Here is a 13,750-nt window from a genome sequence, read left to right on the forward strand (position 1 = left end):
GGATCGCCTGCACATTATTTCAAATGTGAGGATAAATACTGAACTAACAGCGATTACGCAATATTTACTAGCTCACCCTGCCTACATGGATTCGTCGTCCTAGCCATAGTCACCTTTTAAAGAGCCCCGCCCCGGAACACCTACCGGGTACGACTTCACCTGACTTCACCCCTTCGAGCAGATAGGCTCTCACTGGATGCAGGAGGATTAGGCACGGAAATTAAAAGGCTGTTATTCCGGATAAGAATTGCACTTCTCAATTCGACAAGACAGTTAAAGAAAAACCCCAAGAAGACTAGGAGTCATTCTTGAGGTTGTCTTCACTTCTTTCGTTCTATGAACTTATGAAGTAACGTTTCGTTTATTGATTAGTTAGTTACAGTCACTGTATAAGTAGCTACTGAGAATGGAGTTACTTCAGTAATTAATACCTCGTCAGTTACACCAACTTGAGTTGTATTAATTAGTGCTGTATCAAGACCAGCAATAGCTCCAATTGCAGCTGCAACTTGTTCTTTAGTCATACCAGCTGTTACAGCAACTGACACGTCAGTTGCAACAGGTGTTACAACACCACCAACTGTTTTCTTAACAGTTACTTTAATATTACCTGATTTAGTTGCACCAGTAGCGATTTTGAATGTAGCAGTAGATGCTGTTCCAACAACGCCTGTTACCCCTATTACTCCAGGTGTAGGATTAGCAGCAACTGCAGTATTTCCAACAGCTGCATTAGTAGCAACAGTTGTTGCCGTTAGAGATTCTTGACCAACTTTTTGAGTTAAAGTAAGAACACCAGCAGCAACTCCAGTAGAATACTTAGCATTTAATATAGGATTTGCACCTACTAAAGTATTCACAGCAGTAGCAACTGCTGTACCATCAGCGTAAGGACCAGCTGGTAAAGTTAAAACTTGTCCATCAATTGTCACTGTATCATTAAGGACAAATCCAGCACCTGTAAATGTAATTGTATTTATACCTTGAACAGCAGTTACAGGAGTTACAGTCGCAACACCTGGAGCACCTTGTACTGCAGAAGTAGCTGTCACACCAGTAGTTGATGCACCACCACCACCAACAGTGATTCCTGTTACTTTAACATCATTAGTAGTAACAGCACCATCAATAGCAGCTGCATTATTTCCAGCTACATCTTTAATTACTGTTTGACCAACTGTAACATCAATTTTATCACCATCTACAAATTTAGTAGGTGACACATTGAACACAAGATAATTATCCCCTACTTCAACTGCACCAGCAGTTGCTAATGTACCAGTACCAGTTACTGTTAAGTTAGTATTTGCAACTACAGCAGATTGAATGTTTTCAGAGAATGTTACTGTAATCTGATCACCAGCTGCATTTACTACTGCCTTTGTGATAACTGGAGCTACTTGGTCTTTAACTGAACCAGTATTAACGATGATTGAACCATCTTTACCAGTGATTTTCAGACCGTTCGTTGTTGTACCATCAATCTGATCAGTTGCAGTATTTTTTGAAGTTAGTGTAATTGAACCAGCATTTGCTAATGCTGCAGTAGTTACGAATGTTTTACCATTCACAAGAACTTCTATACCTGCAGCAATTACTCCGTGCTTAGCGTTCAATTTAAGTGTAACTGTATCAATCTTACCATTAGCACTAGCATCTGAAGCTGAAGCACCTGTAACTTGTGCAAGACTACCAAATGTTGCTTGGCTTGGTTTGCTTGTTTCGCCAGCATCTGTATAAACTGCTTCGAAAATACCGTTAACTACAGCTGTAGTTAAATCAGTATCAGTCAATTCAACTGCGTACTTGCCAGAAAGTGCTTCATTTTCAGCAGATACAAAGTTGCTTGCAATGTTTAATGTGTTTGTGAAGTCTTTTCCAGAATCCGTACCATTCCAAGTACCTTTAGGCATTAGGATTGTAACACCATCCCAATCATTTGTAACGCCTGTGATACCTTTTTGAACAGTTGAACCTTCTGGAAGTGGTTGACCCATGAACACATAGTTTTGTGTACGAGATACACCATTTGATCCGTCTGCTTTCATCACTTTCGTGAATTTAGCATAGACTACGTCAAAGTCTGCTGAAGCATTGTTAAGCAATTTGCCTGTACCAGCTTCATCATCAAATGCTGCCCATGCAAGACGTGTGCCTGTTACTGCTTGGTCTGCTGCAACGATTGTTACTTTATGAGATTCTGTCGCAGAAGTGTTACCGATGTCATCAGAAATTGAACGGATGAAGAGCGTCCATTCGCCAGCTTCTAAAGTAGCTCCACCATCTGGTGATAATGTGAATGCTTTGTTGTCATATGAAGAAAGACTTGCTGTTGCTTTCACAACTTTATCGCCTTTTACAAACTCATATGTTGGTTCTGGAACTCCCGTACCTAAAGCTTGCGTCTGTGAAGGTGTTAGACCCTCATTGTTTGATGCTGGAACAACATTTTTAACAGGCTCGCTCATAACAACACGTACACCAGATGTGAACGCACCTTGTGGTGTTTTTACTTGTGTTGCATTAGCAATTTTTGGTGATTCACCATCATAAGAAAGACTTACATCAAGTTCTTTCTTGCCTACTTTATTGCCAATTGCAGACTCTAAGTGATCTAGTGTCACTACATATGGGTTCTTAGTAGATGCGAAATATGTCTTAAGTGGATTTGCAGCTGTTTTGTATTTATCTGTCCAGTCATTTTTAAACTCGATTAAGAAATATTGAGCACCACTAATTGAAGCACCAGGAGCAAGTTGAGTACCTGTAAGACCATCTTTATCAATAGTTGAAACGATATAATCAGTATCGAAAACAAATGTATCTGTTGTGTCAGCTGATTTAAGTGCAAATACATCTTTAGCTGTTTTCGAACCTGTTGTGTAAACTGGTTTGTCAAACTTAACTAACCATTGTTCTGCTGATTGAACTTCAATTGTTGCAGCTGGAATTGAGCCATCCACAGCAACGTTAAAGTCGAATGTATCAGTTGCGATTAAGTTTTGAGCAGGGTGAACGTCTTGTGCCCAGTCTCCAACTTTTGCAATTTGAATTTGGTGTACGCCACCAGCTAAAGCGAAATCTTTGTGTACTTTGAATGTCGTAACATTACGTGTATCTACAGCTTTAACAGCATTAGCAAATACGTTTGTAGGTTTGCCATCTTTATCTTCGAATGAATAGTTTCCAACTTGCAAGCTAGTTAAGATCACTTGGTTAGCAGCTTTTGCAGCAGCCACATCACCTGGTGTAACACTCGCTGCTGGTATAACTAATACTTCACGACCGTCTAGTAGGAAGTTCGGGTTTTTAGATCCAACAAGTTCCTCAATTGTAGTTTCATCCATTGATTCCGTGAAACGAACAGAGAACTCCAATTGATCTTTTGCTGATACGCCTAGAACACCTGGTTTTGATGTGTCAGTTAAAATAAATTTAAGGTTCGTTCCATCGTTAGCTAATACTAGATTGCCAACATTCGCTCCGAATGAAACTTTGTGCTCAACGTTGTCGCGTAGGTAGTTTTTCTGAGTAGTTACTCCAGCCCATCCTGCTTCAATACGTTTATAATTAGCTGTTGTTGCATTTCCAACAACATCTGTATCTAGGATGAATTCTAAAGTGTTTGCTGTTTTATTAACAACATCAGAAACAGCTACATTTCTACCATTCACTTGGATACCATATTCAAGTGAAGTTGGTGCTCCTTTGATTGTCGCTTTATCTGCTATTGCTTTTTTGTAGTCTGCTGCTTTAATCGCATCAGAGAATACAACGAACAAGCGATCACCTTGTGAAGAGTCAGCAGATGTCGCTGTTACAAACTTCACTTGGCCTTCTGTTCCAGATCCTTCTGGTGAGAAGATAACTGCTTTTTGGCCTGAAAGTCCTTCAAATTCAGCTGCGCCTGGTACGTTAGATACAGTAGCTGTAACGGTTGATGTGTGTGAAACAGCTGATGCTTCTGATGTCAATTGTACTGTTGCTACACCGTTTTGAAGTGCTGACGTTGTTTGTCCAAGTCCACCGCGTGTAGCTGAGAACTGAATGATTCCGTCTTTGTCAGTAACTGTTTTACCAGTTAATTTATCTTTCAATGTTACTGTAATTTGTGTTTTTGTTGAACCATCAGATTTGATTGTATCGTCTTTTGCATCTGTTGTGATGTCAAGTGTGAAAAGTTCACTTACTTGTGGAACAGTAACAGTTGCTGTGTGTGCTGGGTTAGCAACAGTTACAGTAGTTGCGTTACCATAAGTTAAACCTTTTACTGAGATTGTTGCTACTTTACCAGCTACAGTCACTGCTTCAACAGTACCTTTAGATAGTGAGAAGTTCTCTTTAGCAGCTTGTGCAGCTGTAAGATCTTTATTGAATGTTACTTGAATTGATGTAGGGTTAATCGCCTAAAAGCAACTTGAAACAAGGAGAAAACTGGAAGTCCGGAAACCCAATGAACTCAACGTTCCTTGCAGCCCAAAGTCTATTCCAATTGTTGCTCAGGAGCGAATCAAGTGGAGAAGTTGCAGTAAGTTGGAAACCAAGACGGAATCAATAACAGTTGCTCAAGGCAAAGGTTTCCATAAGGTTTGCAACAGGCTGCCATCCCAACAAGACCCTCATCGTTTTTGAAGATAGAAAGCTAACCCAGTAGATATGTCACTACGTCATGGCATACTTATACATACCTTGCTACATCCATTTCAATATACTACTACTTTAATGAAGGAACTCAATTGCTTCCTGAATAATAAACCCCAATCATTCCCGACACACGAACGGGAAACCCCGGGAAAACTCCTCGCCATTCCCAAAACCCCCACTCACACAAACCGATGCGGCACAAGGGATTGCGCCAAAAACCCCACGATTCCCAGCAAAAAAAGTGGAGAGACATTAAGAGAACTGCCACAACTGGTTTTGTAAAAGTAAATGAGGAAATCGAACTTCATGAAACCTTGCTGAATCAAAAGAAAAACATTGTTGCTGGACATGTTGCACTGCCATGTAAACCTGAAAATCATACTGAATAGATCACGTAATATAGCTGACTTTCTTCAAGATTGCCACCATTTTTCATCAAATACCTTTTCCTATTCTGAATACGAGTCATCATGACAATCATTAGTTTAACATCAATATTTCACACTATTTATCTACCTGTTCTTTTTTCAATCATGCTAAGACACCATCAAAATTACATCATTTACATCCCCAGATAAAAGAGCTAATCTACTTATTTTGTGTAAATTAGCTTCTTCATATCATGTTAAGATAAGTTCATTTTCTCTTTAATGGCTTTTACTTCCTCTAACGATAAACCTGTTCCTTTAGCAACTGTTTCAATATCTATGCCCATTCCTAAAAAGTTACGTGCTGTTTTTATATTTGTTTCTTGACTACCTAATTCTTTTCCATGTACCAATGCAGCTTCTTCTCTATACTTGGCTTCTATTACCATCGCTTCATCATCTAGAACTTGCTTTAACCGGGCACGATAAGCAGGAAGACTTTCTGGTGAAACACTTATTTCTTGCCAACTTGCAAAGGCATTTTGTAGATGTTCGTCACCCATAGCGATCTCCTCCAATTCCTTATAAAGTTCTTCATAGACACGACCATTTCGATGGTCAACAATACCCAGTAATAATAACCAGCGTGCCAATACATCGTCCCATGGATTTAAAAGTTGGGCTTTCCATTGCTTCAGTAATTTTGGGATTTCTATAAAATGAAGTTCTAGTTGGTCATCTAGCCTAAACTTTTCTTCATCTTCATAAAGATGAAAGGTTGTATGAAATAAATCTGTCTTTGGAAATAAGTTGAAGTTTAAAATATTCACGGTGATTGTAGGGTTTAAGTGAATATAACTAATACCGCTCTCAAGCTGATCATTATGGATTTGTGCCCAATAATATAATGAACGTTTAATCATATCATATTTATTTGTGAATTGAATTTCTACATTTATATGGTGGTCATCTTGTGTAGTCACTAAGATGTCTAATCGAGATTGTTTGTCACCATCGTGTTCTCCACCAATTTCAATATTCTTAAAGGTAACTTCCTTAATGGTATCACGACCAGTTCGTTTAAGAATAGCGTTTAGAAATACGATTGTAATCGCCTTATTCTTCTCGCTACCAAACAATTGTTTGAACGCATAGTCAATTTTCAGGTCCATTAACTTTTCTAATGGGATACGCATTAATGCTTTTTTGCTCATGCAATTCACCTCACTCATCTTCTTTATAGTATACCATTTTTCTCAATAGGATTCTAAGTATTCCGTTTACCTTCAGCAACAATATAAATCAATGCAATGCTTTCAACAGCGATAGATAAAGCTAGTACTACCAAGGGATTGACTAAGTAACAAGTGACTGTGTTTGGTTAACAGAACATATCCCAAACGAATTACCTGTACACTTCATCTTTTTTGGCTTCCGCCTTAGTGTCTCTTCTCTTTTTTTGTAGGGAATCGCGGGGTTTTCGCCACAAACCCTTGGGACCATTGGATTTGTGGCATGGGGGTTTTGTGATTTCAGCGTGGAATGCCCCGGGATTTTCACGAGGACGGTGGTTTCTGTTTGTTTTCTGAAGCTGCTAAAAAGATTATCTCAGTAACTGTTCCATTTGTTGTTGGTACCCGTAGTTTTTGAAGAAGTCGATGAGTGCCACTTCAAATACATCTCGTTGTGTCATGCTCTTTTCATTTGCGAACTCCACGACCATTTGATCCAATGAATGGACCATCTGCACAGTCTTTGTCTTGGCAATGCCCGGGATCATGTAACGAGGGATGCTGCCGAGTGTTCCGTATGGCTTAAGGATGTCGACTAGTTTAGCTTCATTTTGTTTGAGCATTCTCAGAATCGGAAGGTATTCGGCTAGTAAGTGCATTTCTTCAGTAGTTACTGCTGGTTCAGCATTCTGTGTAGGTTCAGTCTCTGCAATCGTTACAGGTTCAACTGATGCTTCTAGTTTCACCTTCTTCATATAGGTATTTTCTTCGCTATCCCACGAATACCCTCGCCCTAACATGTAGGTGGCCAACTCCTTATGATCGGAGAAGCCTAGCTGGGTGGCGACGATTTTAGCATTGCCGGCATTGTCCTTCAACAGCTGAAGAATACGACTTGCTTTTGACATGTCCACATGACTTGATTGCGATGCTGTGTCCTCTTGTTTCAATGCATAGTTTTGCTGGTCTGCATCCCAAGTAAACCCTTTTCGGCGCATGTAAATATCCAATGTTTTATACGTCTTATGATTAAATTCATTGGACAATTCTTCACGCGTCCTGCCTGACACTAACCCCGTGAGTATTTCTTGGACACGATCATCCTCTAAAACGTTCAATACAGCTTGATTGGTCATTATTCTTCCCCCTTAAACTAATGTAATTTGATTGACGGCATCTGCTAAATCATCGGTTTCAACATGAATATAGATGCTGGTAACTGTTCGATAATCAGCGTGACCTAGTAATTTAGCAACCGTCGGTATATTCGCATTGTTCTTCACAAGTATCGAAGCGAAGCTATGGCGAAGCGTATGGCAAGTCACGTGTTTAGTCCATCCTAGCTTTTTCACGGCTACCTTTAATTCTCGGTTGACGTATTGGTCAGAAATTGTGCCTGTTTTCTTTAAAGCAAAGAAGTTTTCACTAGCTACTTTTGGACGTTGGTTGTCGACATACGCCTTAAGATCAACCGCAAGCTCCTCAGACAAAGGAATCGATCTATTTTTACCCCCCTTTCCATTAATGACACGAATCACTTTCTGCTCAAAGTCTACATCCTTCAATGTTAGGTCAATGCATTCACTGATTCGGAGTCCCGTGTAGGCAAGTGTACGGACAAGCAATCTAATCAGTTTGTGATCGATGGCTTTCAACAACTCGTTAATCTCCGCTGCATTGAGGAAGGGACGTTCCTCTCGCTGCACCTTCGCTTGTGCAATGTCAGCTGTCGGATTAGCGAGAACATACTTTTTACGTATTGCGTACTGGTACAAACGACGAACCGCATTCAACACTACATTCAGACTCGCTGGTTTGTACCCTTTTTCATGCTTCAAATGGTGAAGATAGCCTTCCAAGTCCTCTGTCGAAAGATCATCGACAAATGTTGGACAGTTGTTTTTGGTATTAAAATAGTATATTACCATATCATTGTGACCCTTATAGCTACGAATAGTTTCTGGACTCATTTCTTTTTGTATGAGGTGCTGCTCCAGCTCTTCATTGCAGGTTGTTAACAGTTTTGTGACTACCATTTGTATCAGCTCCTTTATTATCATTACTCCTATTTATAATATATTTTCATAATCTTCTTTGTTGCGACTAGATAGGTAGCCAAGTCATGCTCTACTTGGCTACCTATCTCCATTTTTTCAGATTTGGACACCTTTACAATCATTTAATTTCAGAAGTAGGTTTAAAGATATCAGCAGCTGCGGCATTGCTTTTAACGGACTGAACAGGTCGGCGTCCAGAAGTTCTACTTACCTCAACTGGTTGAGTGTGATTGGAAAGGGAATGCTTTTCTAGTTTCAATACATAGACCGACTGTGTTGAGACTACATTCTGCTCTGACCCATCAGGTAATTTGCGTTTACGAGTATTTTTTCCAGCTTCACAATCTAAAACTTCACAATCCTTAAAGGCACGAAGGACAACGGAGCTATCTGAAAACCCGGCTTCACTTAGCCATTCTTCAAATTTATGCTTAAGTATCGCTACCTCTGTATAAGCAGACTTTTCTTGAATAGACCCGTAACATTGAGACGTCTTACGTTCAACGTTTCTAGCATCAAAATAAGCGTAGTATTCGATAATCTGTGGAACAAGAGCAGCAATAGCTCGTTTACCGATATCTCGGTCCTCCACTTGACCTTGCTCATGCTCAACGATGAAATCACGGATGGCATCTACATCTACTTGGAATGAAAATAATTCATTCATAAGCGTTGCAGTTAAAAGTAGTGTCGAAAATTTACTAGCTAATCGGTTTGTGAATTGATCTTGTTCCGTCATAACATCTAGTAGTTCATTTTCATGAACTTTTAAACGTTGCATCAGCTGTTCTTGATCTTGCTTTAACAAGTATTCAACAAACATTGGTCCTGCATGACCGTAGTTTTGCTCAAAACCTCGGTTAACGACATCTGCATGCTCGGCAGATTTCGTCCATCGAACATTTCCATACTCGGGTAGTCTCACTTTCAGACCAGTGTTTTGGTTTGATTTATGTTGAAGCGAATGTTCTGCATTGGAGATGAATCCACCGGACCATGTACCTTTTTCTCGAAGTTCGATGTCAGCATTCAACCGACGCATTTCCTCACCACCTGCTAATTGATAGATCATTCTACTGAAATCCTTCATACCATTCATCGAGGCTTCATCTAAGCCTATCGGAATACCGCGAACTCCTTTTAATTGGTTGAGTAAAGCATTCGCTGTACTATTCCAGGTCAGTACCAATCCGTTGTCTGTAGTTGTTGGTTTTCCAAAACTCGATGTGGCTACACGGGTTGCTGTTGTTTTTCCAGTAGAGGAGTCACCAAAAATATGCACAACAAGCGTATCCATACTTGTAAACTCTGAAAAGTATGCATTTAACGTAGCACTAAAGCCAAACACCAATGCAAACTCCAGTGAGGTATGCCCCAAAATATGCTTCTCCACAATCGTTTGCCATGCTTCAAATGTTCCTTTGGGTTGGATGTTAAATTGACCCTTATAAGTTGACTCAACTTCCGATGAGCCCAAAATGTTGTGGTGCTTAAAAATGAACTGATTGTTGTATTTCCCCCAGCCAAGACCCTTATGTATATAAGTCAAAGGGGCATCTTCTTTCTCTTGTTTATCCAAGAAACACAACACATGGTTAACCTTGGATTCGGCAGCGTCTACACCGGCACCCATCAGCTTTACAAATTCTCTTTTTTGAAGCTGTTCGCGTGAAATCGTTACCTCCTTTTGTCTCCCTTTATACCAGTACTCTAGTATTAATTGAATCGCCCCCGTTTCTATCGTTTCACAGCATTCCTTCACACTTGTGAGTTCACCGATATAAATCTGGAATTCTTTGGATGAACCTTTAGGATTTTCTTTAAAAAAGTACAGTTTACCCTCTTCTGCAAGGTAATCGCCATATCGTTTACTAATGTAAGATGATGGAAGTGATACATTTGCATTTAATGATGGTTCTGTTATTTCTGCTACGCTAGTTGTTTCGTTATTCATTGTTATTTCCCCTTCCATTATCGAAGGGAGTATCTTATCAGATACTCCACTTTCGTTCTTTTCACTATTATTTTTCACCTAAGATCGTCCATCTATGATACTTAGCTAATTACTGCCACTTTACGTCCTTGCGATTGCACGTATTTGACTTGAGTTAAGCTATTCGATGAACGTCCTTCGAAGTCTAATTGACACGCTTCTGTAATCATTTCTACAAGTTCTTTATTGTAGATAATGTTACCTTTGCTTAGCGTATGTCCCTGCCCATTTGTTGACTTGCAGATGAGCACACTCTGATCCTTGACGAACACATCAACTAGGCTACCCTCTGTTAGCTCAAGTTCATCACAGACATCTTTACCAATTTTATTTCGCTTGCCAGTCTTATGATTCACGACAGTTAACGCCGCATTCATTTGTCGGCTTTTCGTTATGTTATATGTCGTAGCAATGGCAGTATCTAGTAGGGAATCATCTTGTTCAATTGAACTAAGTTTCTCCTCCACATAAGATTGAGCTAATGTGTTATATACTTTTGACACGCTTACTTCATCAGGTATTGGCTCATCTTTTGCTGAAGTAACTTTGGGTTCTAGTTCTGATTCTGACACGGACTCTAGCTCATCTTCAACCAACTCTGGCAGCTTTGTTGTAGAATTCAGTGGCAAAGTTGGTGGTTCTGGCTCTGAATTTTGTGGCAAACCGTCAGATGTGGCTTCAAGGTCAGCCTGTCCCTCCATGTCTGTTTCTGTTGCCATGTTTGGCTCCTGTTCAAATGTTTCTAGTTCTAGTCTTTGAGTTTCATTCAATTTAATTTCCTCCGTTTCAACTAATGTGGTAGGGACAATGGTAGACTGCTGGTTTTCAATGACTGTATCTATACTTATTGAAGATGGTTTCCCATCCTTAAAACGTGGATTCTTTTTAATGGATTTCTTATGATTAGTTACTTTACTCATGGTTGATTAGCTCCTTTTTAAACGATGCAATATTGCAAATTATTTTAACATTTGTCAGCAAGTTAGCTTCAATCAACTTTGTTAATTCATTATGAATCGGACGTAATTCATTTGAAATTAAGACTGACAGTGAATCGGGGTAATTATGATTATCTATGCAATACGTTACAGTTAAAATTTCATTTACGATGTCTGATTTCACCAAATAGCTGCCATCAAACTCAGAATGCATAAACTTTTGAATCTCAGGTAGTATTGTAATTGCTTTCTCGTCAACTAATGAAGAAGCTTCCATTGTAATTTCGTACATTACAGGACGGGCGGTGTTATTAATTACATCCGATGCTGTTTTCAAAATCACTTCATACCTACTTGAAGGTGGTATATTCCTAAATATTTCGCTTGGATGTTGGATAAACGGATTTTCTTTTGTTGGCATGTTATTCTCTCCCTTGTTAATTGATTTCAATTTGAACATCATGTTGTCACCCATGATGGATGCCTCCTTTTCGGAGTGTAGATAGGGAAGTAAAAGCTCTACCTATTTACTCCCTGTCCTGATTCAGATTCTCCTGAATATACTTTCAGCAACTCTCTTTGTTGATATAAACCCAACAATATTCACTAAATTCCCTTGTTGTTCCACTTCGACAATGACTGACTTGCCAATGGCATCTTCTAGGTCAATTTTGCCTTCTTCATCTTCATCTACTTCAATTCCAGTGGCAAAAGCCAACTGTTGGAAGAGGGAGCTTGGGCTGCTGTGAATCCAAAGTTTCCGCCATACTTCCATGTCCCTACCTAGTACTTTTCCAACTAAACAAATTTCGATTGTTTGACATGGATTGCCGTACTTGCTTACTGCATCTTCAATCTCCGACAATTCTTTTATTTCCAGAGAATGTTTACCTATCGGCAAGCGCGGCTTCCCCATTTTTAATTTGATTGACTTTTTAATTGTTGTCTCCAATTAATACCACTCCTTCTTTTGTGTTTGTTAATTTAATTGTAGTTATCACTTGGTTTTCAAGAATTTTCTAACTTATTTAATAGGTATGACTAAGATAAGTTTCAATTTCCACATTTGTTAGTTGATTTTCTTGAATGAGTTGCAATAAAACCTCATGTTTGGTCGCAAATTCATCTGAAAAGAATTCACCTACCGAATAATAAGGATCCATTGCGCCTGCTTCATACGTGAGGCTAATCTTTCCATCCTTCGACTTCGCATCTATTAAATAAAAGTTTGGAAATGTCTTGTGTAAAGATGGTAGTAGATTAGGCAACCCTTCAAAAGGATTATCAGTTCCCAGCAAAGTTGCTTCAAACTTGAAGCAATCAAATAGAGCAAAATAATCTTCATGCCCTCCTAATCCATGTATATCAGAATCCATTTTCAAATTAATTGTGTAGTAATCCGCTGCTTTAGGATTTTCTGTTGTCATGTTAGTTCCTCCCATGAACTGAATTTCTCGCATCTTGTCTTGTTGTTTTACATGCATGTCCTTACTCCTTTCTTTCGTTGTTTGTTCTTCAGTTCTTAGCATACAAAAATCCGGCTTATTATCTCGACGACATTTATAAAGTTTTTTTGTCATGTCTGTTCCTCCTCTGGATTGAACTTCTGGCATCTTGGCTTGTCGTTTTAACTGCATGTCCTTACTCCTTTCTTTCGTTGTTTGTTCTTCGGTTCTTAGCATACAAAAATCAGGCTTATTATCTCGACGACATTTATAAAGTTTTTTTGTCATGGACAATGAGTAATATCATTTAGGCGTATAAGAAAACAGCGTAAGCTCAAGGGCTCACGCTGTTCTTAGATTAGTAATATATGTTTAATTTTTTATTGATTTTTTGGTGATTCCGTCTTTTCCTCTTGTGCTAATTCTTCCTCAATACTCTTCTTCGATTCCTCGGTTAGTTCAAAAAAATGTTTTCTAAACTTCTTTAATTCCCTTACTTTTTGACGGTATTCAAAAGATTCGATAGTTGACATAAAGTCAGCTAATTCTTTTTGAATTCTCTGTTGCTCGACTGCGAATGAATAACCAACAGCTTTATCGATAAGTTTTAAAAAATGTTTTAAAATTGGTTCATCTAATCCCCTTGTGAGGATTCCCTTCATACGATGGTAAGTTGTGATAATTTCTTCTATCGATGCTTCTTTTTCACGCTTTTTCATTGCATAATGAAAGTAGCTTCCTTTAATTGTAGATTCCCTTAGCATTGCTTTGAACATAGGTACTTGTCCTTTGTTCACCATGTACTGATTCCTTTTATTTTTAAATCGTCCTTTTTCTACATTTAATGAATCTAACAAGGCTTTAAAGTTTCTTTGATATGTACGAGCACTGAATTCCGGCTTAAGTTCCCCTTTTTTATTGGGTTTTGATTTTAAATAACTTTCCTCTTCTAACTCTATTGCAATGGCTGCTACACTTATTTTCTTCGATTCTTCTTCTTTTTTAGTCATTCCAGTCACTCCTTATGTAGCTTCATTTTAGCATATTCCTTTATCGCCCTGCCGTCGATTCCA

Annotated in this window: 10 protein-coding genes; all 10 read right to left on the minus strand. The window is 38.9% G+C overall.

All coding sequences use genetic code 11. The features are described from left to right. Positions 1-368: 368 nt before the first annotated feature. The 10 genes from MKX62_RS04240 to MKX62_RS04285 all read right to left on the minus strand — a co-directional run bounded on the left by MKX62_RS04240 (position 369) and on the right by MKX62_RS04285 (position 13,687). On the minus strand, positions 369-4,304 hold the full coding sequence (locus MKX62_RS04240; RefSeq protein ID WP_340740854.1) for a hypothetical protein: 3,936 nt from the start codon (positions 4,302-4,304) through the stop codon (positions 369-371). Positions 4,305-5,269: 965 nt separating this feature from the next. Continuing rightward, positions 5,270-6,226, minus strand: coding sequence for an Rpn family recombination-promoting nuclease/putative transposase (locus MKX62_RS04245; RefSeq protein WP_340740855.1), 957 nt, complete (start codon positions 6,224-6,226; stop codon positions 5,270-5,272). A 389-nt stretch (positions 6,227-6,615) separates the two neighbouring features. Then, a complete protein-coding gene (locus MKX62_RS04250; RefSeq protein WP_340740856.1) occupies positions 6,616-7,380 on the minus strand; it encodes a hypothetical protein in 765 nt (254 codons plus the stop codon). Between the two features lie 12 nt (positions 7,381-7,392). After that, the gene (locus tag MKX62_RS04255; protein WP_340740857.1) at positions 7,393-8,280 is read right to left on the minus strand and encodes a tyrosine-type recombinase/integrase; all 888 of its coding nucleotides are present in this window, start codon (positions 8,278-8,280) and stop codon (positions 7,393-7,395) included. Positions 8,281-8,419: 139 nt separating this feature from the next. Beyond that, positions 8,420-10,255 (minus strand): DUF927 domain-containing protein, encoded by a 1,836-nt coding sequence (locus tag MKX62_RS04260; protein ID WP_340740858.1) that lies wholly within the window; start codon positions 10,253-10,255, stop codon positions 8,420-8,422. A gap of 101 nt (positions 10,256-10,356) precedes the next feature. Continuing rightward, positions 10,357-11,214 carry a hypothetical protein gene (locus MKX62_RS04265; protein ID WP_340740859.1) on the minus strand — a complete coding sequence of 286 codons (858 nt, stop codon included), beginning with the start codon at positions 11,212-11,214 and terminating at the stop codon, positions 10,357-10,359. Beyond that, complete coding sequence (locus MKX62_RS04270) at positions 11,207-11,707, minus strand: hypothetical protein (protein WP_340740860.1); 501 nt, start codon at positions 11,705-11,707, stop codon at positions 11,207-11,209. The genes MKX62_RS04265 and MKX62_RS04270 overlap by 8 nt, the downstream gene beginning before the upstream one ends. 69 nt (positions 11,708-11,776) lie before the next feature. Continuing rightward, the gene (locus MKX62_RS04275) at positions 11,777-12,184 is read right to left on the minus strand and encodes a hypothetical protein (RefSeq protein ID WP_340740861.1); all 408 of its coding nucleotides are present in this window, start codon (positions 12,182-12,184) and stop codon (positions 11,777-11,779) included. A 76-nt stretch (positions 12,185-12,260) separates the two neighbouring features. Continuing rightward, positions 12,261-12,869, minus strand: a complete 609-nt coding sequence (locus MKX62_RS04280) for a hypothetical protein (RefSeq protein WP_340740862.1) — start codon at positions 12,867-12,869, stop codon at positions 12,261-12,263. 188 nt (positions 12,870-13,057) lie between these two features. Then, positions 13,058-13,687, minus strand: a complete 630-nt coding sequence (locus MKX62_RS04285) for a hypothetical protein (protein ID WP_340740863.1) — start codon at positions 13,685-13,687, stop codon at positions 13,058-13,060. Between the last annotated feature and the right edge of the window lie 63 nt (positions 13,688-13,750).

Origin of the sequence: Sporosarcina sp. FSL K6-5500 (assembly GCF_038005665.1) — a bacterium.
GTDB lineage: Bacteria > Bacillota > Bacilli > Bacillales_A > Planococcaceae > Sporosarcina > Sporosarcina psychrophila.